We start from the raw sequence: 22,901 nt of genomic DNA, 5'->3' as shown, positions 1-22,901 counted from the left end.
CCCCCGTGACGATCGTCTCAGGCCAATGCCGCCTAGCGCTTCCCAGCCTTCCCTATTTGAGCAGCCAATGATTTCCAGTGAACAAGCCATAGAGCGACGTCAACCTACCGCGCCCGACCAATCGGTCGCCGAGCCCGGCCGCTATCCCGCCTACAAAGCGGCGAGAGTGCATTGGCTGGGGGAAATCCCGGCGCACTGGTCGGAGAAGCGCGGGAAGTACTTCTTCCGTGAGATCGACGAGCGTTCGCAAACTGGCGAGGAGGAGCTGCTCTCGGTCTCCCACACCACTGGCGTGACACCGCGAAGCCAGAAGAATGTGACGATGTTCAAGGCCGAGTCCTACGTCGGGCACAAGGTCGCACGGCCCAACGATGTCGTCATCAATACGATGTGGGCATGGATGTCGGCGCTTGGCGTCTCGAAGAACGTGGGGATCGTAAGTCCGGCCTACGGCGTCTATCGACCGCTTAACTCTGACGATTTTCTGCCCGAGTACGTCGACTACCTCCTGCGCACGCCGATGCTGCGGTGGGAATATATCTGCCGCTCAACCGGCATTCGGGCATCGCGGTTGCGGCTCTATCCCGACAAGTTCCTCGACATCGCGTTTCCATGTCCGCCAATCGCAGAGCAGGAGCGCATGGTGGGCTTTCTTCGCGCCAAGGAGGCGCAGGTCCGTCGCCTGATCCGCAACAAGCGGCGGCTGATCGGGCTGTTGAACGAGCAGAAGCAGGCAATCATCAACCGGGCCGTCACGCGCGGCCTGAACCCAGACGCCCCGATGAAGCCCACCGGCATTGACTGGATGCCCGAGGTTCCGGCGCATTGGGATGTTCTGAAACTCAAGCGGTTCTCCCGGATGAAGAGTGGGGACTCGATTACAGCGGAGAGCATCGACGAGACAGGAACCTATCCCGTCTATGGTGGTAACGGGCTGCGCGGATACACAGACCGTTTCACTCACAAGGGAACTTTCGCGTTAGTCGGAAGGCAGGGCGCTCTTTGCGGAAATGTCCATCGCATCTCCGGGATTTTCTGGGCTTCTGAGCATGCGATTGTGACGACGTTGGAGCCACCTAACGACATCGAATGGTTTGTCGAATTGCTCCGGGTCATGAACTTGAACCAGTACTCGGAGTCAGCCGCGCAGCCGGGCCTTGCAGTCGACGACATTGCAAATCTCTACGCACCGCGACCACCCGCAGAAGAGCAGGCCGAGATCGCGCGATATTTCCGAGCCGAGTTCTCCAACCTGAACGCTGTTCTCGAACGCACGGGCAATGAGATCGCCCTAATTCGGGAGTACCGCGAGCGCCTGATTGCTGACGTCGTCACCGGCAAGCTGGACCTGCGCCATGTGGAGATCGCGGCACTGGCAGATGAGCCGATCGCGGACGAGGATGACACGCTGGAGGACGAGCTGGACGGCGACGACGTGGAGGTGATGGAGGGGGCCGATGCCGACGACTGACACCAGCGAAAAAGGTCTCGAAGCCCTCATCGTCCGCTCGTTGATCAACGAGGCGGGTTACGTCGCTGGTGCCTCGAAGGATTTCGACCGGGACCACGCTGTTGATATAGCAAAACTGTTCGACTTCCTGAATGCCACGCAGCCGGAATCCGTGGAGGCGCTCGGAATCGGTGAAGACGGCCCGAAGCGGCTGCAGTTCCTTCACCGCCTCCAAGGCGAGATCGCCAAGCGCGGCGTCATCGACGTGCTGCGCAACGGCGTGAAGCACGGCCCCGGCTCGGTCGAGCTGTTCTTCGGCTCGCCGACGCCCGGCAATTCGAAGGCCGAGGCGCTGTTCGCTGCCAACGTGTTCAGCGTCACCCGGCAGCTGCACTATTCTAAGGATGCGACCAAGCTGTCGCTCGACGCGGCGCTTTTCATCAACGGCCTGCCCGTCGCCACCTTCGAGTTGAAGAACAGCCTGACCAAGCAGACGGTCGAGGACGCGATCGAGCAGTACAAGCGCGACCGCGACCCGAAAGAGCTGCTGTTCCAGTTCGGCCGCTGTGTCGTCCACTTCGCCGTGGACGACCACGAAGTGCGGATGTGCACGCACCTGAAGGGCAAGGCGTCCTGGTTCCTGCCGTTCAATAAGGGCTGGAACGATGGCGCGGGCAATCCACCGAATCCACACGGGCTTAAGACCGACTATCTGTGGAAAGAGTACCTGACGAAACGGAATATCACCGACATTCTGGAAAACTACGCCCAAGTCGTCGAGGAGGTCGACGAGCGCGGCAAGAAGAAGCCGCCGAAGCAGGTCTTTCCGCGTTTTCATCAGCTGGACGTAGTGCGCAAGCTGCTGGCCGATGCCGAGGCACAGGGAGCGGGCAAGCGTTACCTGATCCAGCATTCGGCCGGTTCAGGCAAAAGCAACTCGATTGCCTGGCTCGCTCATCAGTTGATCGGGCTGGAGACAAGTGGCAAGACGACCTTCGACTCCGTCATCGTGGTCACCGACCGCCGCGTGCTGGACAAGCAGATCCGCGATACGATCAAACAGTTCGCGCAGGTGTCGTCGGTCGTGGGACACGCCGAAAAATCTGGTGATCTCCGAGCCTTCCTGAAGGCCGGCAAGAAGATCATTATCACGACGGTCCAGAAGTTCCCCTTCATCCTCGACGAGATCGGCGACGAGCATCGCGGGCGAACCTTCGCCATCATCATCGACGAGGCTCATTCCAGTCAGGGCGGCCGGACCACAGCGAAGATGAACATCGCGCTCGCCGCGAATGGCGCCGAGGAGGAAGAGGAAACGGTCGAGGACGCCATCAACCGTCTGATGGAGGCGCGGAAGGTGCTGCCGAACGCCAGCTATTTCGCGTTCACCGCCACGCCCAAGAACAAGACGCTGGAGGTATTCGGCGCGCCGGTCCCGCAGGGCGACAAGATCAAGCACGTTCCCTTCCACAGCTACACGATGAAGCAGGCGATCCAGGAGGGCTTCATCCTCGATGTGCTGAAACACTACACGCCGGTCGAGAGCTACTACCGGCTCATGAAGACGGTGGAGGACGACCCCAAGTTCGACACCAAGCGGGCGCAGAAGAAGCTGCGCAAGTATGTGGAATCCCACGACCATGCGATCCGCCAAAAGGCCGAGATCATGGTCGATCACTTCCACGACCAGGTCATGGCGCGCCGTAAGATCGGCGGCGCGGCCCGGGCGATGGTCATCACTAACGGGATTCAGCGCGCGATCCAGTACTTCCACGCCTTCCAGGAATATCTGAAGGAGCGCAAAAGCCCCTATCAGGCCATCGTCGCCTTCTCGGGCGAGCATGAATACGGCGGCCAGAGGGTCACCGAAGCGACGTTGAACGGTTTTCCGAGCAGCCAGATCGAGGGGCTGATCCAGAAGGACCCATACCGGTTCCTGATTGTCGCGGACAAGTTCCAGACCGGCTACGACGAGCCGCTGCTTCACACAATGTATGTGGACAAGACGCTGTCCGGCGTGAAGGCGGTGCAAACGCTGTCGCGCTTGAACCGGGCGCATCCGCAGAAGCACGATACCTTCGTGCTGGATTTCATGAACGATTTTGAGGCCATCAAGACGTCGTTCGAGCCATATTACCGGACCACGATCCTCAGCGAGGAAACCGACCCAAACAAGCTGCACGACCTGAAGGCCGCGCTGGATGGCTATCAGGTCTATGCATGGGACCAGGTGGAGGAGTTGGTGGCGCTCTACCTCGGCGGTGCAGACCGGGACAAGCTCGACCCGATTCTCGACGCCTGTGTCGCCGTCTACAAGACCGACCTCGATGAGGATGGGCAGGTCGATTTCAAGGGTAAGGCGAAGGCGTTCACGAGGACATACGGCTTCTTGGCCGCGATCCTCCCCTACAGCAATGCGGATTGGGAGAAGCTATCTATCTTCCTCAACTTCCTGACGCCTAAGCTGCCGGCGCCTGAGGAGCAGGACCTGTCCAAGGGGATCCTTGAAGCGATCGACATGGACAGCTACCGCGTCGAAGCCCAGGCAACCATGGCCATCGTGCTGCCGGACGCGGACGCCGAAATCGGACCGGTCCCTACTGCTGGCGGCGGTCGCAAACCCGAGCCCGAGCTCGATCTGTTGAGCAACATCCTCAAGACGTTCAACGAGATGTTCGGCAACATCGACTGGAAGGACCGGGACAAAATCGGGAAGGTCATCGCGGAGGAGCTTCCGGCTAAGGTGTCGGCCGACAAGGCGTATCAGAACGCCATGAAGAACTCGGACAAGCAGAACGCGCGCATCGAGCATGACAGGGCTTTAGAGCGCGCCGTCATCGAGCTGCTGTCGGACCATACCGAGCTATTCAAACAGTTCAGCGATAATCCGTCGTTCAAGAAATGGCTTTCTGAGACGATTTTTGCCGCTACCTATACTTGATCATAGCGAGATCTGCATACCTGTACAGGCTCCTGTTGTTTTGGAGACGCTCGGCCACAAGCTATCTGATACGCAATCTGGTCGCTTTAGTTTTGTCCTAAAGATAGCGTTACTGACTGTCGGCAAGCCATCTATTGCGTTTCGCACGTAACTATTTGTTTTGATCACGAGGATCTCATAATTCACCATCTGCGAGACATCTTACACATTATGCATGGTGAAGCTCGGATTTGTTGGTCTTTTTGTTGGTATATTGAAAACCACACAGAAAAAACATTATATTATACAGATAGATAATCGGCAAATTAGATGCCTCTCCTGGCACCAATTCCGGTTTCGGCGGGTAACCCCGATCCGAAATTCGATAAAAAGGTCCGGTTTGCCGGACCTTTTTTCGTTTCCGGCGTCCGCTTCTGCGCAACTGCCGCGCAAGGAGTTGCAGGGCACGGGCGCATATGCTGTAAAGCTCGCAAATCCGCCAGCTGCCGGTGGCGGCGGGGTGTCGATCGCACTCCGCGGGTCCGCCGGCACCGATACGCTAGAAGGCTGCGCCATGACGATCCGCGTGCACAGGAACGACCTGCCAGATCTCGACCATTACGCCAATGTCGAGGCCGTCGCGGTCGACACGGAGACGCTTGGCCTGAACCCGCATCGCGACCGGCTTTGCGTGGTCCAGCTTTCGCCCGGTGACGGCACGGCCGATGTGGTGCAGATCGCCCGCGGCCAGAAGGAGGCGCCGAACCTCGCCCGCCTGCTGGGCGATCCGGCCAGGACCAAGATCTTTCATTTCGCGCGCTTCGACGTCGCGGTCCTGCAGCACGGCCTTGGCATTGCCACCACGCCGATCTTCTGCACCAAGATCGCCTCGCGCCTCGTGCGCACCTATACCGACCGCCACGGCCTGAAGGACCTGGTGAAGGAGCTTTCGGGCATCGACCTTTCCAAGCAGCAGCAGAGCTCCGACTGGGCGGCGGAGACGCTCAGCGACGCACAGCTTACCTATGCGGCCTCCGACGTGCTCTACCTGCATGATCTCAGGGAAAAGCTCGCCGCCCTGCTGGAGCGCGAGGAGCGGGCCGATATCGCGAAGGCATGCTTCGAGTTCCTGCCGGTACGCGCCAGGCTTGATCTCGGCGGCTTCGCCGACGCGGACATCTTCGCCCATTCGTGATTGGACCGTGCCGGCCGGAACCTTCGGCCTGCGCGACGTCTCAAGACATTTACGGACGGCTCGCCTATATATGGGTCGGGCTCGCACTGGGCGTGCCGGCAACCCCGAAACGGATGATGGACGAACGCATCCTCACAGATCCATACCTTGCCGATCCCTACGGGTCGGACTGGTCCGCGGAGGATGACCGCAGGCGCGCCCGCGCGCGCCGCCAGGCCGTGCGCCACAGCCGTTTCGTCCGCTTGCTCAAATTCGCGATTCCGGCGATCGGCATGGTGATCCTCGCCGGCATGGGGATTGCCATCGCGGTATCCAGCTACCTTTCCGGCCTCGGGCTCGGCGCCGTCAGCCTGACGGCCGACGGCCTTGTCATGGACCGGCCGGAACTCTCCGGCCACGACGGCGAGCGTTCGTACCGGGTGGCGGCCACGCGCGCCATACAGCGCATATCGGATCCCCGCATCATAGATCTGGAAAACATCGTCGCGGAACTGCAGCTCGACGCCGAGCAAAAGGTGGCGATCAAGGCTGTGGCCGGCACCTATCAAAGCCAGCAGGAAACTCTGGAACTGAGGGGCGGCATCGACGTTTCCACCAGCCAGGGCCACACGGCGCGGTTCGACAGGCTCGACATCGACCTGAAGGGCGGGCGGATCGAGACCGACGACGCGGTGTCCATCGCGACGCCGCATGGTACACTGCGCGCCGCCCGGATGCGCTTCAATCAGGATGAGGGAACGCTTTCGTTCACCGACGGAATTTCGATGAGCCTGCGGCCATCGTCACAGGAGACCAGGAAATGAGCAGGACGACCGGCATCGTCACCCGCATTCTCGCAGTGATAGCGATCCTAGGCATGGGTCTTGCGCCCGCTTCGGCACAGACCTTTTCGGATGCCTTTGCCGGCTTCGGCTCGAACGACCGCGAACCGATCCAGATCGAGGCCAAGGAGCTGAAAGTCCAGGACAAGTCGCAGAGCGCCGTCTTCAGCGGCGACGTGCTGGTGACGCAGGGCGACGCGATCCTGAAGACGCAGCGCCTCGTTGTCTATTACGACGGCTCGGCCGCCGGCGCCGTGCAGCAGCGCATCTCGAAGCTTGAAGCCAGCGGACGCGTCTATATCGCCTCGAAGGACCAGACGGCCACGGGCGAGGAGGCGACCTTCGACATGAACAGCCAGGTCATGGTGATGACGGGCAAGGAGGTGGTCCTGTCGCAGGGCCCCAACGTCGTCGTCGGCAATCGCCTGACGGTGAACCTGAAGACCGGGCAGGCCGACCTCGAGGCGCCGAAGAGCGGCCGGGTGAAGGTCCTGATCCAGCCGAACAGCTCCGGCGGCGCCAGGCCGTCCAACTGACACGGCATTGGCGACGCGGGAACGCTCGACAGGCAACCGGCTGGCGCGCTAAACAGCTCGGAACCGGAATAATGTGCGCCCCATCAACGGTTACGGAAGCTCCTTGAAGATCCTATCAGCTCTCTCCCGCAGCAAGTCGAACGGCCGGCGTCACCATCATGAGGATATGGTGACGGACGAGGACGGCTACCTGGTCGTGGAGGGTATCGCCAAGAGCTATCGCAGGCGCCAGGTCGTGCGCCACGTCAGCCTCTATGTCCAGCGCGGAGAGGCCGTCGGCCTGCTGGGGCCGAACGGCGCCGGCAAGACCACCTGCTTCTACATGATCACCGGGCTCATCCAGCCGGATCAGGGGTCGATCCGCCTCGACGGTTTCGACATGACGCGGCTGCCGATGTATCGCCGCGCCCGGCTCGGCATCGGCTATCTGCCGCAGGAAGCGTCCATCTTCCGCGGACTGACGGTGGAGGAGAATATCCGCGCCGTGCTCGAAGTGGTGGAACCGAACCGCAAGCGCCGCGACGAGGAGCTGGATGCGCTGCTGGAGGAATTCGGCGTCACGCATCTTCGCAAGTCGCCGGCGATCGCGCTTTCGGGCGGCGAGCGGCGGCGCGTGGAAATTGCCAGGGCACTGGCAAGCCGGCCTTCCTTCATGCTGCTCGACGAGCCTTTCGCCGGCATCGACCCGATCGCGGTCGGCGATATCCAGCAACTCGTGCGCCACCTGACCCAGCGCGGCATCGGCGTTCTCATCACCGACCACAACGTGCGCGAGACCCTGGGGCTGATCGACCGGGCCTATATCATTGCCGCCGGCGAGGTTTTGACCGAGGGCAGCCCTTACGAGATCGTCGCCAATCCGGACGTGCGCCGCCTCTACCTTGGCGAGCAGTTTACCCTCTGATCCATTTTGCCATTGCCATCCCCGCAAGAATCCTTGCAAGAACTGGACCAATCGGCCAAAAAAAGAGCCGGCAGCCAGATAACCGGTCGGCCGACCGATCCCAGGGAAGCGAATGGCACTCTCACCCAAGCTCGAGGTCAGGCAAAGTCAATCGCTCGTCATGACGCCGCAGCTGATGCAGGCCATCAAGCTGCTGCAGATGTCGAACCTTGACCTCACGAGCTATGTGGAGACCGAGCTGGAGCGCAATCCCCTGCTGGAGCGTTCCGATCCGGAAGCCCCGGTCGCGGAGGACGCACAAGCCGGGCATGACGACGAAGGCGGCAAGGACGCCGTCGACGACAACGACTGGATGCAGAGCTCTCTGGAGGTTCGCGCCGAGGATATCGCCGCGCGGATGGATACCGATCTCGGCAATGTCTTTCCCGACGAGGCGGCAAGCAGGACGGAACCCGATCCCGCCTCGCTGAGGACCGACAGCTGGCAGTCGGGCGGCAGCGGCGGAGGCGGCATCGCGGGCGAAGACTATAATCTGGAAGCCTTCGTCGCCTCGCAGGAGACCCTGTTTGAGCATCTGGCCGAACAATTGGCCCTCGCGGTGCACGATCCGGTCGACCGGGTCATCGGGCAGCATCTCATCGACAGCCTGGATGCCACCGGCTACCTGCGGGCGGATCTCGACGAAATCGCCGAACGGCTCGGCGTCAGCCGGCATCGCCTCGACGCCGTCCTCGCGATCCTGCAGACCTTCGAGCCGACCGGGGTCTTCGCCACGTCGCTGAAGGAATGCCTGGCGCTGCAGCTGCGCGAGAAGAATCGCCTCGACCCCGCCATGGCGGCCCTGCTTGAGAACATGGAGCTTCTCGCGCGTCACGACTATGCGGCGCTGCGCCGCCTGTGCGGCATCGACGACGAGGACCTGGCCGACATGGTCGCCGAGCTGAAGGCGCTCGACCCGAAGCCCGGCAGCCGCTTCGGCAGCGAGACGATCCAGCCGGTGGTGCCGGATGTCTTCGTGCAGAGGGCGGCGGACGGCGGCTGGGCGATCGAGCTCAACAGCGACACCCTGCCCAAGGTGCTCATCAACCAGGGCTATTACGCGCGCGTCTCCAGGACTACCAGGAACGAGACCGAAAAGGCCTACCTGACCGACTGCCTCCAGACCGCGAACTGGCTGGTCAAGAGCCTCGACCAGCGGGCGCGCACCATCCTCAAGGTTTCCTCCGAGATCGTGCGCCAGCAGGATGCCTTCCTGACCCACGGCATTCAATATCTCCGGCCGCTCAACCTGCGGACCATCGCGGATGCGATCGGCATGCACGAGTCCACCATCAGCCGCGTCACCTCGAACAAGTACATGGCGACGCCACGCGGCATCTTCGAGCTGAAATACTTCTTTACCGCCGCCATTTCCTCGGCCGAAGGCGGCGAGGCTCATTCGGCTGAAGCAGTCCGCCATCGCATCAGGCAGATGATCGATGCCGAGAGCCCGGACGACATCCTCTCCGACGATACGATCGTCAAGGAGCTGAAGGGCGAAGGTATCGACATCGCCCGGCGCACGGTCGCGAAATACAGGGAATCCATGCGGATCTCTTCTTCGGTGCAGCGGCGGCGCGAAAAGCGCGCCCAGGCGGCACGCTCCTGACCGCCCCCCATCCTACAGCCGCGATCCAGCCCTTCTTTCGTCCTTCGCATTGTGACAGACGAGCGGTTGCGCCCTATGTTGAATCGTGCGGAAATCGCTTGTGGCGACCATCCGGGCTTCGGGCGAAACGCGGAACGGATTGAACGGATGGTCCGAAGCGGCATGATCCGGGGACGGTTGGGCCAGCGGCAACGGCGCGTGGGCCGCCGTGATTGCGGGAAAGAATATTCGGGCAGCAAAATAGCAGATGGTTCAAAAGCTTGCGGATAATCCCGACATTCCGGACACACCAGACGGGAGGAGACGGCATTCAGGCGAAATACCGACCTTGATTGACTTCGCATACGGGGCCCCTTATAGCACCGCCCGCAGCCGGCGGAGACCGGCCCCGAGGGCTGCGGCAGGGCATGGGGCGGACACTCGGCTTGAAACGCGACCGACGACCGGGCGTGGATGATAAGCGATTTGGCAGGTGCCCTTCGGGTTGCCCTGCCCGGTGCAAATGATCCACGGGACCAGCCATCGGTTGTGGTTCATCATTTTGAGTTCGTTGCAATCGGACCCCGGCGGTCCGTCGCAATGGGCTTTACAGGGCGGCTTGGACCAAAGGGGGCCTGATTTCATGGCCCGGGTCTGCGAAAAGAAGATGAGGCTCCCATGACGCTGCGGGTTTCGGGGAAGAACGTTGACGTGGGCGACGCACTGCGCAGCCATATCGTCGACCGGGTCGACGAAGCGCTATCGAAATATTTCGACGGCGGTTATACCGGCCATGTGACGATCGGGCGCGAAGGGTCGGGCTTCCGCACCGAATGCGCCCTGCATCTCGACACCGGCATCGTCCTGCAGGTATCGGCCGACAGCCACGAACCGCGGCCGAGCTTCGATGCGGCGGCCGACAGGATCGAAAAACGCCTGCGCCGCTACAAGCGCAAGCTGAAGGATCACAAGACGGCCCTGAACGGCCGCGACACCATCGAGGCCGCCTCCTACATTCTCGCATCCACGGAGGGCGAGGAGGAAGTGCCTGCCGATTTCACGCCCGTGGTGGTGGCGGAGACCTCGGCCAAGGTCAGGACCCTGACGGTCGGCATGGCGGTGATGGAACTCGACCTCGCGGAAGCGCCTGTCGTCGTCTTCCGCAACGCCGGCAACGGGGCGATCAATGTCGTTTATCGCCGAAGCGATGGTAATGTTGGCTGGATAGATCCGGAACTGGCCAAGAACGGTGAGGCAAAATAAGGAATTTGCCGCAGCGGAAGGTTTGAAAAACCTGCGTCCGCTGCCGCTTTTCGGGATACCGGCAGAATCATTTATGATACTGCGCCATTGAAGCGGGAACTGAAGATCGGCTCCCGCGCGGTGATCTTGTTGGAATCGGCAAGTCCGGGTCGAAACATGGCGCTGAAATCGAAAGCAGAGTTTGACTGATGGATCTGAGCGATCTGATCTCACCGCAAGCCGTGGTGCCTGCGCTGAAAGCGACCAGCAAGAAGCAGGCGATCCAGGAACTGGCGGCCAAGGCCGCCGCGGTGACCGGGCTTCCGCAGCGCGACATCTTCGACACGCTGCTGCAGCGGGAGCGGTTGGGCTCCACCGGCGTGGGCAATGGCATCGCCATTCCGCACGGCAAGCTCGTGGCGCTCGACAAGCTTGTCGGCCTGTTTGCCCGCCTCGACAAACCGATAGAGTTCGACGCGCTGGATGATCAGCCCGTGGACCTGATCTTCATCCTTCTCGCTCCCGAAGGGGCCGGGGCGGACCATCTGAAGGCGCTGGCGCGGATCGCCCGCCTGCTGCGCGATCCGAGCGTCGCCGCGAAGTTGCGCGCCACCGCCGATCCGGAAGCGCTCTACACCATCCTGATGCAGCCTGGCCCGTCCTCGAACGCGGCCTGACGCCCCGGCCGCAGGGAACCCGGACAAAAGAAAAGGGAAGGCTGTGGACGGTGCCTTCCCTTTTTTCATTGGCGCAAACGGTCTTGCGGCGGGAAATTCAGTGCAGGCTCACCGTCTGCAACTCGTTCTCCGCCGCGTTGGCCACTGCCGCCTCGCGGCTGTCCGCCAGCATGATCGGCGTGCCGTCCGCGTTGAGCAGCACCCAAAGCTTCATGCCTTTGCGCAGCTTCGGCGTATTCGGGAACAGCTCGTTCACATCTTCCGAGGCCATCGCCTTGACATAGGCGATGTGGCCGGCACCAAGCGTCTGGAACGCCTCGGGCGCCATGATCGGTTTGGTTCCATGTTCGGTCATCGCGTTACTCCTGTCGTGAAGTCGGACGTCCGCGGCTCAGTCTCGCGACGTGATCTCGATCCGGCGTACGATCCGCTCCGGTTCGGGGCGGAAAAGATCGATCGACAGGAGTCCATCCTTGAGTTCGGCCCCGAGGATCTCGATACCCTCGGCCAGGACAAAGGCGCGCTGGAATTGCCGTGCTGCGATACCGCGATGCAGGAAGTGGCGGGATTTGTCTTCCTCTTCCTGGCGCCCGCGGATGAAGAGCTGGCTTTCCTCGACGGAGACGTCCAGCTGGTCGCGGGTGAAGCCTGCGACGGCAAGGGTGATGCGGATGACATCGCCATGCTTGTCGCTCTTCGGCAGCCTTTCGATATTATACGGCGGGTAGCCGTCGTTGGCTGCCTTGCTGACCCGGTCCAGCACCCGCTCGATGTCATCGAATCCAAGCAGGAGCGGACTGGAAAACGCCGATACACGCGTCATGTCGTTAGCCCTTTTCAAAAGCGGCCCGTATTCAAAGGGATCCGTCACCGAACCCGCTGGCCGCCTCCCTTGGGAAAGCGGCCTACTCATACACCCGGACCCTTCAGCGGCATCCGGCTGGGGTACTCGACCCCGTTGAACAAGATATGGCGGCTTGCAGCAGGAGTTTCAAGAACGCCGGCAATCGCAGGCAGGACCTGCCGATCGCCGAAATGCAAAATGGCGGCGCAGGTAGCCGCCCGCGCCGCCATCATATTCTCCGCTCCCTCGCCGTCCCTCAGGCGTTGAGCCTCGCGCCGGTCTGCGCGTCGAAGATATGGAGCTTCTCGGGTACCGCGGTGAGCTTCAGCCTGGAGCCCGGCGCATAGTCCGTCTTCGGGCCGGCACGCATGACGATGTCGTCCTTCAGCCCCTCGACCGTGCCGTGAACGTAGCTCTCCGCGCCGACCGGCTCGACGGCGATCACCGTCATCTCCAGCGACAGCCCGCCTGGCGCCGCGACGCCGTCGGTCGCAAGCACCAGATCCTCCGGGCGCACACCCAGGATCGCCTGCGCGACGCCGTGGCCGTTGGGTGCAAGGAGGCCTTCGCCGGTCTCGAGCGCGAGCCCGCCCTCCTTCGCCTTGACGGGAATGAGGTTCATCGCCGGCGAACCGATGAAACCGGCCACGAAAGTCGTCGCCGGCGCTTCGTAGACGTCCAGCGGCGTGCCGATCTGCTCGATGCGGCCGTGGTTCAGCACCACGAGGCGGTTGGCGAGCGTCATCGCTTCCAACTGGTCGTGGGTCACATAGACGCTCGTGGTGCCGAGCGCCTTTTGCAGCCGCTTGATCTCGATGCGCATCTGCACGCGCAGCTTGGCGTCGAGGTTGGACAGCGGCTCGTCGAAGAGGAAGGCTGCGGGCTGGCGGACGATGGCGCGGCCCATGGCGACGCGCTGGCGCTGGCCGCCGGAAAGCTGGCGCGGCTTGCGGTCGAGGAACGTGCCGATCTCCAGGATGCGCGCGGCTTCCTTCACGCGGCTGTCGATCTCCCCCTTCGCCACGCCGCGATTGCGCAGGCCGTAGGCGAGATTGTCGTAGACCGACATGTGCGGATAGAGCGCGTAGTTCTGGAACACCATCGCGATGTCGCGGTCGGCCGGCTCCACGTTGTTGACGACGCGATCGCCGATGTGGATTTCGCCGCCCGAGATTTCCTCAAGGCCGGCGATCATCCGCAGAAGCGTGGATTTGCCGCAGCCCGAAGGACCGACGAGCACGATGAACTCGCCATCGGCGATGTCGATTGACACGCCTTTGACCGCTTCCACGTTGCCCGCATAGACCTTGCGGACCTGATCGAGAAGGATGGTTGCCATGTCTTCTTATTTCTCCGTCTCAACGAGGCCCTTGATGAACAGGCGCTGCATGAACACCACCACGAGCACCGGCGGGATCATCGCCAGGATCACGGTTGCCATGATCACGTGCCACAGAGGCTCGGAATCGGGCACGCTCACCATGCGCTGAATGCTGATGACGATCGTGTAGTAGCCTTCGTCCGTCGTCACCAGCAGGGGCCAGAGATACTGGTTCCAGCCATAGATGAAGAGGATGACGAACAGCCCGGCGATATTGGTGCGCGACAGCGGCAGCAGGATGTCGCGGAAGAATTTCATCGGGCCGGCGCCGTCGATGCGCGCGGCTTCCGACAATTCCTCCGGGATCGTCATGTAGAACTGGCGGAACAGGAACGTTGCCGTCGCGCTCGCGATCAGCGGCAGGGTCAGGCCGGTATAGCTGTTGAGCAGGCCGAGCCCCGCCGTCACCTCGAAGGTCGGCAGGATGCGCACTTCCACCGGCAGCATCAATGTGATGAAGATCAGCCAGAAGAACAGCACGCGCAGCGGAAAGCGGAAATAGACGATCGCGAACGCCGAGATGATGGAGATCGCGATCTTTCCGATGGCAATCGCCAGCGCCATGATGAGGCTGTTCATCATCAACAGGCCGATCGGCGGCGCGCCGGCCTTGGCCATACCTTCCACGAAGATCTCGTAATAGTTCTGGATGAAGCGGTCGCCGGGCCATAGCGGCACGACGCCGGACAGCATGTCCCTCGGGTCGTGGGTCGAGGCGACGAAGGCGACCCACACCGGAAACAGCACGATCACCACGCCGGCGAGCAGGATGAAATGGCTGAAGAACGTCAGCCAGGGGCGGTTTTCTACCATTATCCTGCCTCAGTATTCGACTTTGCGCTCTATGTAGCGGAACTGGATCACGGTCAGTGCGATCACGATCAGCATCAGGATCACCGACTGCGCCGCCGAACCGCCCAGATCCAGGCTTTCGAAGGCGTCGCGCCAGACCTTGTAGACGAGGATCGAGGTCGATTGCCCGGGGCCGCCTGCGGTCGTCGCATGTACGACGCTGAACGTATCGAAGAAGGCGTAGACCATGTTCACCACCAGCAGGAAGAAGCTGGTCGGCGACAGCAGCGGAAACACGATCGTCCAGAAACGCTTGAACGGGCTCGCCCCGTCGATGGCGGCCGCCTCGATCAGCGAGCGGGGAATGGACTGCAGACCGGCCAGGAAGAACAGGAAATTGTAGGAGATCTGCTTCCAGGCGGCCGCGATGATGATCAGGATGAGCGCGTCGTTGCCGTCGATCGTGTGGTTCCAGTCATATCCCATCTGGCGGATGGCATAGGCCGCGACGCCGATCGTCGGATTGAACATGAACCACCACAGCACGCCCGCCACCGCGGGGGCGACCGCATAGGGCCAGATAAGGAAGGTCTTGTAGCCCGTGGCCCCCTTGATGACGCGGTCGGCCATCACCGCCAGCATCAGCGCGACGCCCATGGACAGGAACGTGGTGCCGAAGCTGAAAACCATCGTTACCTTGAACGATGCAAGATACAGGGGGTCGGCGAACAGGTTCTCGAAATTCGCCAGCCCGACGAATTCCGTCCTCAGGCCGAAGGCATCCTGCTGCAGCACCGACTGGTAGAGCGCCTGGCTGGCCGGCCAGATGAAGAAGACAAGCGTCACCGCAAGCTGCGGCGCGACCAGCAGATAGGGCAGCCCCTTGGCCTTGAACGTTATGCGCTTGGTTTGCATTGAACCGCCGCTTTCACGTGACCTGCCCGCCTTTCGGCGGGTCGTTTTTTCTTGTGGTTTGCCGGCTGGCCGAACCGCCCCGCGCTGTCAGCGCGCGGGGCGGCCTCGGGAGATGACGGCGCTGCGAGGAGAGAAGGAACCGGCGGCAGGCGACCATGCGCCCCCTGCCGGTTCCCCCCGCACCTCACGCTAGGGAGTTCGCCGTCACTCGCAGTCCGGCGTCAGTTGTTGGCCTTTTCGAAATCGCGCAGCAGCTTGTTGCCGCGTTCGACAGCCGTGTTAAGCGCCTGCTCGGCGGTCTTCTCGCCCGACCAGACCAGTTCCAGCTCTTCGTTGATGATGTCGCGGATCTGGGTGAAGTTACCGAGACGCAGGCCCTTGGAGTTTTCGGTCGGGGCCTTGCCGGTCATCTGCTTGATGCCGACATCCGCGCCCGGGTTCTTGTCGTAGTAGCCCTGGCTCTTGGTCAGCTCGTAGGCGGCCGTGGTGATCGGCAGGTAGCCGGTGAACTGGTGCCAGTCGGCCTGCACTTCGGCGGAAGAGAGATAGGTGAAGAACTTCGCCACACCCTTGTACTCTTCGCTTTCATGCCCCTGCAGCACCCACAGCGTCGCGCCGCCGATGATGGAGTTCTGCGGCGCGCCGGCCACGTCCGGCCAGTACGGCAGCTGGGCGACGCCCACCTTGACGTCCTTCATGTTGGCGATCACGCCCGCGCGGCCCGCCGAGGAGTTCATGTACATGGCGCATTCGCCCGAATAGAACTTCGGCGCGGAATCCGACCGGCGCCCGCCGTAGTCGAAGGCCTTGGTCTTCTGCCAGTCGCCGAACTGGCCGATATGCTTCACATGCAGCGGCGAATTGAAGACGAGTTCGGTGTCGAGGCCGCCGAAGCCGTTCGCCTTGGTGGCGAAGGGAACGTTGTGCCAGGCCGAGAAGTTCTCGAGCTGGATCCAGGACTGCCAGCCGGTAGTGAAGCCGCAGGTGACGCCGGCCGCCTGGAGCTTCTTGGCAGCCTCGCCCATCTCCGGCCAGGTCTTCGGCGCTTCGGCGATGCCGGCCTTCTCGAAGAGGTCCTGGTTGTAGTAGAGCACCGGCGTCGAGGAATTGAACGGCATGGACAGCATGTGACCGTCCGCGTCGGTGTAGTAGCCGATCACCGGCTGGAGGAAGCCCGACTGGTCGAACGGCTCGCCGGCATCCTGCATCAGCTGGTAGACCGGATAGACGGCGCCTTTGGCGGCCATCATCGTGGCGGTTCCGACCTCGAAGACCTGCACGATATGCGGCTGCTGCTTGGCGCGGAACGCGGCGATCGCCGCCGTCATCGTCTGGGTGTAGTCACCCTTGTAGACGGCCTTCACCACATAGTCCGACTGCGACTTGTTGAAGTTCGCGGCGATTTCCTCGACCTTCTGGCCAAGCTCGCCGCCCATGGCGTGCCACCACTCGATTTCGGTCGCGGCGAAGGACGCCGTGGACATGCTTGCCAGCGCCGTAGCGGCGAACAGGCTTCTGATCGCTGTGCGATAAGACATCTCAACCTCCCTGATTAAACGGATTCAACAGGCCCTCGATCAAACCGGCGGATTGCCGTCTCCTCGCCCGATCGGCCGAGCTTGGTGAATGATCTTGAATAGCACCAAACGGTTTTCAGATGAAAGTACGATGGCGTTCAAATGAACATTCAGTGACAAAAGATCGAAAGGCCGGTCCCGCGCCGGCGCTTGCGCCGGCCGCCGGTCCCGCGTCTTCGAGAAAAATTTTCGGTTTCTTGCCGGTCAGTTAGTAACACAACCATTGCGCACAAAAGTGACGCCGCGTTGCCAATATGTTGCAGTGCGAAAGAGAGGAAATCCGCAGACGGCGTCGCGCCAGCATTCCCCGCATCCGAACAGACTGCGGCTTTTTACCATAGCGATTCCTTAACTGTCCGCATTATCCATTGTTCACAACGTTTGAAACAGAAAGGTGCGTTGATGTCGCTTTATGAAGCAATCGGCGGAAAAGAACCCGTAAATGCCGCTGTAGAAATTTTCTACAAGAAAATACTTGATGATAATAGCCTGAGTCATTTCTTTGACAACATGGACGTCCAGAAACAAAAAATGAAGATGCGTACGTTCCTGTACTACGCTCTTGGTGGCGAAAGCACCTATAGCGGCAGGGATCTTCGCAGCTCGCACAAGGATCTCAACCTTACCGACGAGCACTTCAACAAGGTTGCAGAACACCTTCAGTCCACGCTGGCCGAGCTTTCGGTGTCGGATTCCATCATCGCCGAAATTCTCGCAGTGGTTGAAACGACCCGCAACGATGTGCTGAACCGCCCTGCGGTCGCGGCCGAGTAAGACAAACCTGTCGCGGCGGGGGGATCGATATGCTCCCCGCCGCGGCGCGTTCGCTTTCGCCGGGCCCGCAGGAGGAAGCCGTCATGCGGGACGTTCCATAGCAGTTCAGGCGACTTTGCCGGGATCGAACTTCGCATGAACACGATACACGCCAAGGACACCGGACTGCCCGAAGATGCCGCGCTCAGCGCCCCGGTCTTCGCCTCTCTCATCAACCTGGCCGGCCGCCAGCGCATGCTGTCGCAGCGCGCGGGCCTGTTCCTGCTGCAATTCCACGCCCTGCAACAGGCCGGCATGCCGCCCTCCGATGATGATATCGAGGCGTTCGGCAAGACGGCGGACGATTTCCGCGCCGCTCACCGCACCCTGGTGGAGGGAAACCGCGAAACCGGCATCCCGAAACTCTTTTCCGGAAAGGTGCGCGACCTGCTTTTCGGAACGGCGCGCGGCAATCAAACAATCGAACATTTCTGCGAACGCTGCTGTCATTACGGCCGCCTGATAACGGGTGGAGGTGCATATGACCTCGCCGAATTTCTGCGTTTCGTCGATTTCATCAAGTCGGACCTGCTGAAGGTCCTGCAATCGGTCGTCGCCGCGCTCGAGGGCGACTTCCTGGACTTCAACAAGCGCAGCGACGAACGGCGCGCGGCGGAAACTGCCGCTGTCCTGTCCGCCCTGGGCCAGATCCAGAAATCGGCGCACATGTCTCGCCTTGTCGCCTTCAACGCGAAGATCTCCTCCATCCGGGCCGGCGACTACGGACGGGAGTTCGGCGCCCTGACGGATGAGCTGAAAAAGATCTCGGACGAGATCGGCGAGTCATCGAAGCTGATCGTGCGCAATATTTCCACAAAGGTCGCCTGATGCCGCAGACCGTGGCGTGCGCCGCCGCGGTCATCGCCGCACATCTCTTTGCCGCTGCCATGGGATAATGCCTCGTCGAGCGATTGCCGTTTCGCCCGAATCGTTGGCAGGAGAACGCGACCTCACCTTCATCCCGCCATGCGGCCTGGCCGGCACATTGCTGCATCGTCTCATCAACCGGATCGTCGGCTGGCTTCTCCGCAACGTCGCGACGTGATGCGGCAGCGAAGAGGCTTGCGCGCGGGATGCAATTGGCGCCTGGAAAGCCGCGGTTCCCCTGCGACGACGGAATTGAAATTCAACTTTAGATTGATATTGCCTTGCGTCAGATTCTTCTGGAAGTCAGCAAATACGTATAAATGCTGAACATTTTAAAATTCCGGAAAATCTCCATTGCGTTAACTACTCATACACGGCAGCAACGCTTGATTGCAGGGATATTCGCAGACGCCATGCAGGCGACAGCCCAAAAGAGGTTCGTATGCGCGCCCCCTGTCTCCAGCCCTTCCTGGCTGCCTTGGTGTTCGTTGGCACGGCCACCTTCGCACTTGCCGCCGACTACACTCCCGCCGACGCCTACCAGCGCGCGACCCGTCTCAAGACCATGGTCGCGTCCCTTCTCGCCGAGGATCTGCTGCCGGAGAAGCTGGCGGCGGATCCGGAACCCGTCGCCAGCAAGCCCCGTCATGTGCTCAGGCTCGCGGTCGATGTCTTCGAGCGGGTGCAGACCCTGCGGTCCCTTAACGGACTGCCGGAAAACCCGGCTCCCGACCTTCCGCCCGAGCAGGCGACGCCGGGCCATGTCGTCGACGTGCTGGAAGCCGCCACGCGTGATCTCGCGGAGCTTGCTCCCGTTTACAGCGTGACCTTCGATACCGCCCTGCCGGCGCGGGAGGACGGGCGCGGGCCGCACGATGTGCTTGCCCGCCTTCGGGCCATCAATGCGTCCCTGGAACATCTCGGCGTCCCGCCGGTCCTTCCCAACGACGTCTACCGCGCAGCCCTCGGTCTCGATGCCCAGCTGGCGAAAGTGGCGAAGCTGCGCGGCGCGACGACGGATGTCGACGCCCCCACGGTGACCAGCGCACAGCCGAAAGACGCCCTCGCGGAGGCCATTTCCTTCATCGCCGATCTCGAGCGCATTTCGGCCGAACGTCCGGACCTCGCGCTGCCGCAGGGCGTCGCGACGCCGCCCGTGCCGGCGGCAGGCCAGCCCGTCAAGCCGGCGGACGTGCTTCTCGCCACGCAATTCGCGCTCGCCGACGTCTATTCGCTCAGCGTTGCGCTCGGCAATCGCGACCCGCTCGAACCCTCCCCGCCCCAGGCGGGCAAGACACCGGCGGACACGCAAAACGCCATCGCCCATGCGCGCGCGCAGCTGGCCGCTATCGCGGCAACCCGATAGACCGGAGCTTCCAGTATCCATGCCCACTTCCGCAACTTCCCAGCTTGGCGGCCTGCGCCGCCTCATGGGCATCGACGCGCGCGTCGCCCTCCTCACCCTCCTTCCCATCGTGCTTCTTTCGGCGGCCATCGTATTCCAGGCCAGCACCATGCAGTCGACGATCGACGACGGCTTCAGCCGGCTGACGGAACAGTCAGCCGATCAGTCGGCCTCCCAGTCGCTCATCCAGCAGGCGCTCACTTCCAGCAACGAGCTGATCGATGCCGTCGCGGCGGTCGCCGACAATCAGCAGTCCGGGCTGCTGCGCCGGAACACCTCCTATCTCGACGAGCGCGGCGCATTGCTGAAGCATCTGGTCGAGGCGATGGAGCGCTACAGCGACACGTTCAAGGCATTCGGGGATTTCGAGGCCCTGATCGAGGCGACCGGCGACCTGGAGCTCCAGCGCCAGTACCGGTACCTCCTGCGCAGCGCCGTGACGGTACCGCGCACCATCGAAATCGCGGCGCAGTCGAACGAGCGCAGCAGCCAGCTTGCCGGGTCCGGGGATTTCGACCGCGCTGTCGCCAACTTCATCTTCGAAGAGCAGGTCAAGGTGGAGGGCATCAGGCGGCGGCTGTCGCGTTCGGCGGAAATCCTCGCCAGCGTCGCCGATGCCCTTCAGGTGGAACTGTCCGCCCGCTCGCAATCCACTTCGGAAGCGATCGTTACGGAAATCGACGAACAGAACACGAAGATACTCACCTTCGTCGCGATCTTCGTGCTCGTGATCCTCGCCGGCAGCCTCACCGTCTCCATGCTGACGATCACCCGGCCGCTGAAGCGGATGGCCAATGCCCTGCGCCGGATCTCGGAAGGCGACCTCGATACGCCCATTCCGGCGGCCGGGCGCGACGAAATCGGACAGCTTTCGGACGCGATCGTCACGTTTCGCGATACGATCACCGAAACGCGCCGGCTCGCCGATGAGCAGGAAATCATCAAGCAGGAGGCGTCCCGCAGGCAGAGCGAGGTCATGGCCGATCTCGCCGCCAATTTCGAGCGTACGGTCGGCGTCATCCTCGATGAGGTCCAGCGTGCCGCCAGCGAGCAGAGCCAGGCGGCGCAGAGCCTGAGCCACGCCATCCAGAAGGCTCAGGAGGAATCGACCTCCGTCGCGGCGACGTCCCGGCAGACCAGCACCAACGTCCAGGCGGTCGCCTCGGCCACCGAAGAGCTTGCCGCCTCCGTCAGCGAGATCGGTCGCCAGGCGGTGGAATCCGCGTCCAAGGCCAATAGCGCCGCGGCATCGGCCGATCACACGCTCCAGCTGGTGAATGCGCTTTCGGAGACCGCCGCCAGGGTCGGCTCCGTCGTCGGCCTGATCAGCGACATCGCCGAGCAGACCAATCTGCTGGCGCTCAACGCCACGATCGAGGCCGCGCGCGCCGGCGATGCCGGCAAGGGCTTCGCCGTCGTCGCCAGCGAAGTCAAGAGCCTGGCGGTGCAGACCGGTCGGGCGACGGCCGATATTTCCGAACAGATCGCCGCGATCCAGCAGGCGACCACCACTTCGGTGGAGGCGATCGCCGGCGTTTCGGCCTCGATCCGCGGCCTTGACGAGATCGCGGCGACCATTGCCAGCGCGGTTGAGGAACAGACCTCGGCAACGCAGGAAATCGCAGCGAGCGTCCAGCAGGTCGCGCTGGGGACGGAAGGCGTTTCGGCAAGCACGCAGCGCGTCCACGACGTCACCGACACGGCAAGCGACACCGCCGCCGCCAGCCTGAGATCCGCGCAAGGCCTCGCCGAGCATGCGGACCGGCTCGCCGCCGAGATCGCGACCTTCCTGCAAGGCCTGCGCGCGGCGTGAGGCATTGAAGACGCGAAGGCCGCCGCAACCCGCACGGTTGCGGCGGCCTTCACTTATTCGGGAAACCGCGGTCCCGGAGCATGGCAGACGGTCACGCCGGACGGCCGCCCGGCACTCAAACTGCAAAGCTATATGGAATGGGAGTTTGGTGGAGCCGAGGGGAATCGAACCCCTGACCTCTTGAATGCCATTCAAGCGCTCTCCCAACTGAGCTACGGCCCCATTCGCTTCGAGGCAATGCCTCCGGGGGAACCACCCCGTTGCGGGATATCTGCCGCATTCCGGTTGCAAGCCAAGACCGCTTGCCTATGCCGGAAGCGAGTTTCCTACCGCATCAAGAAACGCAAGACGCAATCGAAATGTCGGAAATGGTGGAGCCGAGGGGAATCGAACCCCTGACCTCTTGAATGCCATTCAAGCGCTCTCCCAACTGAGCTACGGCCCCTTCCGGCAATTCCGCAAAGCCTGGATTTCAGTACCTTGCATCGCTGTCGGCCAGCTTGGGAAACCGGCCTCGGTGCGGGCGGAAAATAGATTGTCCGCCCGCAGTGTCAAGCAGAATGTCGCCCCTCGCCCTGTCGCTTCCCGAACTGCCTCCGCCCGTTGTGGACAATGTCTGCGGGCAGGCGGAAATCGGCACTCCCGGGCGCGCGGGGTCAACGATCGGCGTCGTCGTCCTCGCGCTCGACCATGATGCCGGGCACTTCATCGTCGTCCTCATCCTCGTCCTCGATGAAGACATCGTCATCGTCATCGGCAAGGTTCTCGCCGACATCCACGTCGTCGTCCCCGTCGACATCCGTATCGGCATCGGCACCGGCTTCCGCATCCGCCTCCTCGAGGCTGACCAGTTCGGCGCCCTCCAGTTCCTCTTCCTCCTCGTCGTCTTGAACGACCACCTTGGAGGCCTTGGTCGGGCGGACGGCCGTCGTCGTCAGCTCGAAGATCGTTCCGCATTTCGGGCAAGTGATGGGATCACGATGGAGGTCATAATATTTCGCGCCGCATCCGCTGCACAGCCGCTTCGTACCGAGTTCGGGTTTTGCCACGGTCCTTACCCTTATCCTGAATGAGCGGGGACCGCATAAACGCTGCCCGCCGCCGTGTCAAAGCGAAATCTTG

General features: G+C 62.2%; 20 protein-coding genes and 2 tRNA genes. 13 read left to right on the top strand and 9 right to left on the bottom strand.

All coding sequences use genetic code 11. The annotated features are described in order from the left end of the window. The first annotated feature begins 67 nt into the window (after positions 1 to 67). The 9 genes from H2509_RS07750 to ptsN all read left to right on the top strand — a co-directional run bounded on the left by H2509_RS07750 (position 68) and on the right by ptsN (position 11,372). The gene (locus H2509_RS07750) at positions 68 to 1,471 is read left to right on the top strand and encodes a restriction endonuclease subunit S (RefSeq protein WP_182164015.1); all 1,404 of its coding nucleotides are present in this window, start codon (positions 68 to 70) and stop codon (positions 1,469 to 1,471) included. Next, on the top strand, positions 1,458 to 4,391 hold the full coding sequence (locus tag H2509_RS07745; protein WP_182164013.1) for a type I restriction endonuclease subunit R: 2,934 nt from the start codon (positions 1,458 to 1,460) through the stop codon (positions 4,389 to 4,391). The genes H2509_RS07750 and H2509_RS07745 overlap by 14 nt, the downstream gene beginning before the upstream one ends. Positions 4,392 to 4,944: 553 nt before the next feature. Continuing rightward, a complete protein-coding gene (locus H2509_RS07740; protein ID WP_182164127.1) occupies positions 4,945 to 5,565 on the top strand; it encodes a ribonuclease D in 621 nt (206 codons plus the stop codon). Between the two features lie 116 nt (positions 5,566 to 5,681). Next, positions 5,682 to 6,368 (top strand): LPS export ABC transporter periplasmic protein LptC, encoded by a 687-nt coding sequence (gene lptC, locus H2509_RS07735; protein WP_209001863.1) that lies wholly within the window; start codon positions 5,682 to 5,684, stop codon positions 6,366 to 6,368. Then, on the top strand, positions 6,365 to 6,922 hold the full coding sequence (locus H2509_RS07730; RefSeq protein WP_182164009.1) for an LptA/OstA family protein: 558 nt from the start codon (positions 6,365 to 6,367) through the stop codon (positions 6,920 to 6,922). The genes lptC and H2509_RS07730 overlap by 4 nt, the downstream gene beginning before the upstream one ends. A 166-nt stretch (positions 6,923 to 7,088) precedes the next feature. Further along, entirely contained in the window at positions 7,089 to 7,826 is a 738-nt protein-coding gene (lptB, locus tag H2509_RS07725) for an LPS export ABC transporter ATP-binding protein (protein ID WP_182164125.1), read from the top strand. A 112-nt stretch (positions 7,827 to 7,938) separates the two neighbouring features. Beyond that, positions 7,939 to 9,474, top strand: coding sequence for an RNA polymerase factor sigma-54 (gene rpoN / locus H2509_RS07720; RefSeq protein ID WP_182164007.1), 1,536 nt, complete (start codon positions 7,939 to 7,941; stop codon positions 9,472 to 9,474). Between the two features lie 657 nt (positions 9,475 to 10,131). Further along, complete coding sequence (gene hpf, locus H2509_RS07715; protein WP_182164005.1) at positions 10,132 to 10,716, top strand: ribosome hibernation-promoting factor, HPF/YfiA family; 585 nt, start codon at positions 10,132 to 10,134, stop codon at positions 10,714 to 10,716. 188 nt (positions 10,717 to 10,904) lie between these two features. Continuing rightward, the gene (gene ptsN / locus H2509_RS07710) at positions 10,905 to 11,372 is read left to right on the top strand and encodes a PTS IIA-like nitrogen regulatory protein PtsN (protein ID WP_182164003.1); all 468 of its coding nucleotides are present in this window, start codon (positions 10,905 to 10,907) and stop codon (positions 11,370 to 11,372) included. Positions 11,373 to 11,469: 97 nt separating this feature from the next. Here ptsN and H2509_RS07705 read toward each other — a convergent pair whose 3' ends face one another. From H2509_RS07705 to ugpB, 6 genes are all read right to left on the bottom strand, one after another. Continuing rightward, complete coding sequence (locus H2509_RS07705) at positions 11,470 to 11,727, bottom strand: BQ00720 family protein (protein WP_182164001.1); 258 nt, start codon at positions 11,725 to 11,727, stop codon at positions 11,470 to 11,472. A gap of 36 nt (positions 11,728 to 11,763) precedes the next feature. Continuing rightward, positions 11,764 to 12,195 carry an Hsp20 family protein gene (locus H2509_RS07700; RefSeq protein WP_182163999.1) on the bottom strand — a complete coding sequence of 144 codons (432 nt, stop codon included), beginning with the start codon at positions 12,193 to 12,195 and terminating at the stop codon, positions 11,764 to 11,766. Between the two features lie 277 nt (positions 12,196 to 12,472). Further along, entirely contained in the window at positions 12,473 to 13,555 is a 1,083-nt protein-coding gene (locus tag H2509_RS07690; RefSeq protein ID WP_182163995.1) for a sn-glycerol-3-phosphate import ATP-binding protein UgpC, read from the bottom strand. Between the two features lie 6 nt (positions 13,556 to 13,561). Further along, on the bottom strand, positions 13,562 to 14,410 hold the full coding sequence (gene ugpE / locus H2509_RS07685; protein ID WP_182163993.1) for a sn-glycerol-3-phosphate ABC transporter permease UgpE: 849 nt from the start codon (positions 14,408 to 14,410) through the stop codon (positions 13,562 to 13,564). A gap of 9 nt (positions 14,411 to 14,419) precedes the next feature. Next, on the bottom strand, positions 14,420 to 15,304 hold the full coding sequence (ugpA, locus tag H2509_RS07680; RefSeq protein ID WP_182163991.1) for a sn-glycerol-3-phosphate ABC transporter permease UgpA: 885 nt from the start codon (positions 15,302 to 15,304) through the stop codon (positions 14,420 to 14,422). Positions 15,305 to 15,525: 221 nt separating this feature from the next. Continuing rightward, positions 15,526 to 16,842: a sn-glycerol-3-phosphate ABC transporter substrate-binding protein UgpB gene (gene ugpB / locus H2509_RS07675; protein ID WP_182163989.1), complete on the bottom strand. Its 1,317-nt coding sequence runs from the start codon at positions 16,840 to 16,842 to the stop codon at positions 15,526 to 15,528. 441 nt (positions 16,843 to 17,283) lie between these two features. Here ugpB and H2509_RS07670 point away from each other — a divergent pair, with 441 nt between their 5' ends. The 4 genes from H2509_RS07670 (at position 17,284) to H2509_RS07655 (ending at position 21,779) form a co-directional block, all read left to right on the top strand. After that, the gene (locus H2509_RS07670; protein WP_182163987.1) at positions 17,284 to 17,655 is read left to right on the top strand and encodes a group I truncated hemoglobin; all 372 of its coding nucleotides are present in this window, start codon (positions 17,284 to 17,286) and stop codon (positions 17,653 to 17,655) included. Positions 17,656 to 17,790: 135 nt separating this feature from the next. Further along, on the top strand, positions 17,791 to 18,522 hold the full coding sequence (locus H2509_RS07665) for a type IV pili methyl-accepting chemotaxis transducer N-terminal domain-containing protein (protein WP_182163985.1): 732 nt from the start codon (positions 17,791 to 17,793) through the stop codon (positions 18,520 to 18,522). 481 nt (positions 18,523 to 19,003) lie between these two features. After that, positions 19,004 to 19,927: a hypothetical protein gene (locus tag H2509_RS07660; RefSeq protein WP_182163983.1), complete on the top strand. Its 924-nt coding sequence runs from the start codon at positions 19,004 to 19,006 to the stop codon at positions 19,925 to 19,927. Between the two features lie 19 nt (positions 19,928 to 19,946). Next, positions 19,947 to 21,779 (top strand): methyl-accepting chemotaxis protein, encoded by a 1,833-nt coding sequence (locus H2509_RS07655; RefSeq protein WP_182163981.1) that lies wholly within the window; start codon positions 19,947 to 19,949, stop codon positions 21,777 to 21,779. A gap of 146 nt (positions 21,780 to 21,925) precedes the next feature. Here the strand turns inward: H2509_RS07655 and H2509_RS07650 are convergent. From H2509_RS07650 to H2509_RS07640, 3 genes are all read right to left on the bottom strand, one after another. Beyond that, positions 21,926 to 22,001: transfer RNA gene (locus tag H2509_RS07650), tRNA-Ala, on the bottom strand. A 147-nt stretch (positions 22,002 to 22,148) separates the two neighbouring features. Next, positions 22,149 to 22,224, bottom strand: a tRNA-Ala gene (locus H2509_RS07645). A 211-nt stretch (positions 22,225 to 22,435) separates the two neighbouring features. Further along, complete coding sequence (locus H2509_RS07640) at positions 22,436 to 22,828, bottom strand: TIGR02300 family protein (RefSeq protein ID WP_182163979.1); 393 nt, start codon at positions 22,826 to 22,828, stop codon at positions 22,436 to 22,438. Positions 22,829 to 22,901: the final 73 nt, after the last annotated feature.

Origin of the sequence: Stappia albiluteola, from assembly GCF_014050225.1 — a bacterium.
Lineage (GTDB): Bacteria > Pseudomonadota > Alphaproteobacteria > Rhizobiales > Stappiaceae > Hongsoonwoonella > Hongsoonwoonella albiluteola.
This window is presented reverse-complemented; position numbering and strand designations above follow the sequence as displayed.

Excerpts from the sequence above, each read along its gene's own strand:
- H2509_RS07750 (WP_182164015.1), top strand. The coding sequence starts at position 68 with ATGATTTCCAGTGAACAAGCCATAGAGCGACGTCAACCTACCGCGCCC.
- H2509_RS07745 (WP_182164013.1), top strand. The coding sequence starts at position 1,458 with ATGCCGACGACTGACACCAGCGAAAAAGGTCTCGAAGCCCTCATCGTC.
- H2509_RS07740 (WP_182164127.1), top strand. The coding sequence starts at position 4,945 with ATGACGATCCGCGTGCACAGGAACGACCTGCCAGATCTCGACCATTAC.
- lptC (WP_209001863.1), top strand. The coding sequence starts at position 5,682 with ATGGACGAACGCATCCTCACAGATCCATACCTTGCCGATCCCTACGGG.
- H2509_RS07730 (WP_182164009.1), top strand. The coding sequence starts at position 6,365 with ATGAGCAGGACGACCGGCATCGTCACCCGCATTCTCGCAGTGATAGCG.
- lptB (WP_182164125.1), top strand. The coding sequence starts at position 7,089 with ATGGTGACGGACGAGGACGGCTACCTGGTCGTGGAGGGTATCGCCAAG.
- rpoN (WP_182164007.1), top strand. The coding sequence starts at position 7,939 with ATGGCACTCTCACCCAAGCTCGAGGTCAGGCAAAGTCAATCGCTCGTC.
- hpf (WP_182164005.1), top strand. The coding sequence starts at position 10,132 with ATGACGCTGCGGGTTTCGGGGAAGAACGTTGACGTGGGCGACGCACTG.
- ptsN (WP_182164003.1), top strand. The coding sequence starts at position 10,905 with ATGGATCTGAGCGATCTGATCTCACCGCAAGCCGTGGTGCCTGCGCTG.
- H2509_RS07705 (WP_182164001.1), bottom strand. The coding sequence starts at position 11,727 with ATGACCGAACATGGAACCAAACCGATCATGGCGCCCGAGGCGTTCCAG.
- H2509_RS07700 (WP_182163999.1), bottom strand. The coding sequence starts at position 12,195 with ATGACGCGTGTATCGGCGTTTTCCAGTCCGCTCCTGCTTGGATTCGAT.
- H2509_RS07690 (WP_182163995.1), bottom strand. The coding sequence starts at position 13,555 with ATGGCAACCATCCTTCTCGATCAGGTCCGCAAGGTCTATGCGGGCAAC.
- ugpE (WP_182163993.1), bottom strand. The coding sequence starts at position 14,410 with ATGGTAGAAAACCGCCCCTGGCTGACGTTCTTCAGCCATTTCATCCTG.
- ugpA (WP_182163991.1), bottom strand. The coding sequence starts at position 15,304 with ATGCAAACCAAGCGCATAACGTTCAAGGCCAAGGGGCTGCCCTATCTG.
- ugpB (WP_182163989.1), bottom strand. The coding sequence starts at position 16,842 with ATGTCTTATCGCACAGCGATCAGAAGCCTGTTCGCCGCTACGGCGCTG.
- H2509_RS07670 (WP_182163987.1), top strand. The coding sequence starts at position 17,284 with ATGTCGCTTTATGAAGCAATCGGCGGAAAAGAACCCGTAAATGCCGCT.
- H2509_RS07665 (WP_182163985.1), top strand. The coding sequence starts at position 17,791 with ATGAACACGATACACGCCAAGGACACCGGACTGCCCGAAGATGCCGCG.
- H2509_RS07660 (WP_182163983.1), top strand. The coding sequence starts at position 19,004 with ATGCGCGCCCCCTGTCTCCAGCCCTTCCTGGCTGCCTTGGTGTTCGTT.
- H2509_RS07655 (WP_182163981.1), top strand. The coding sequence starts at position 19,947 with ATGCCCACTTCCGCAACTTCCCAGCTTGGCGGCCTGCGCCGCCTCATG.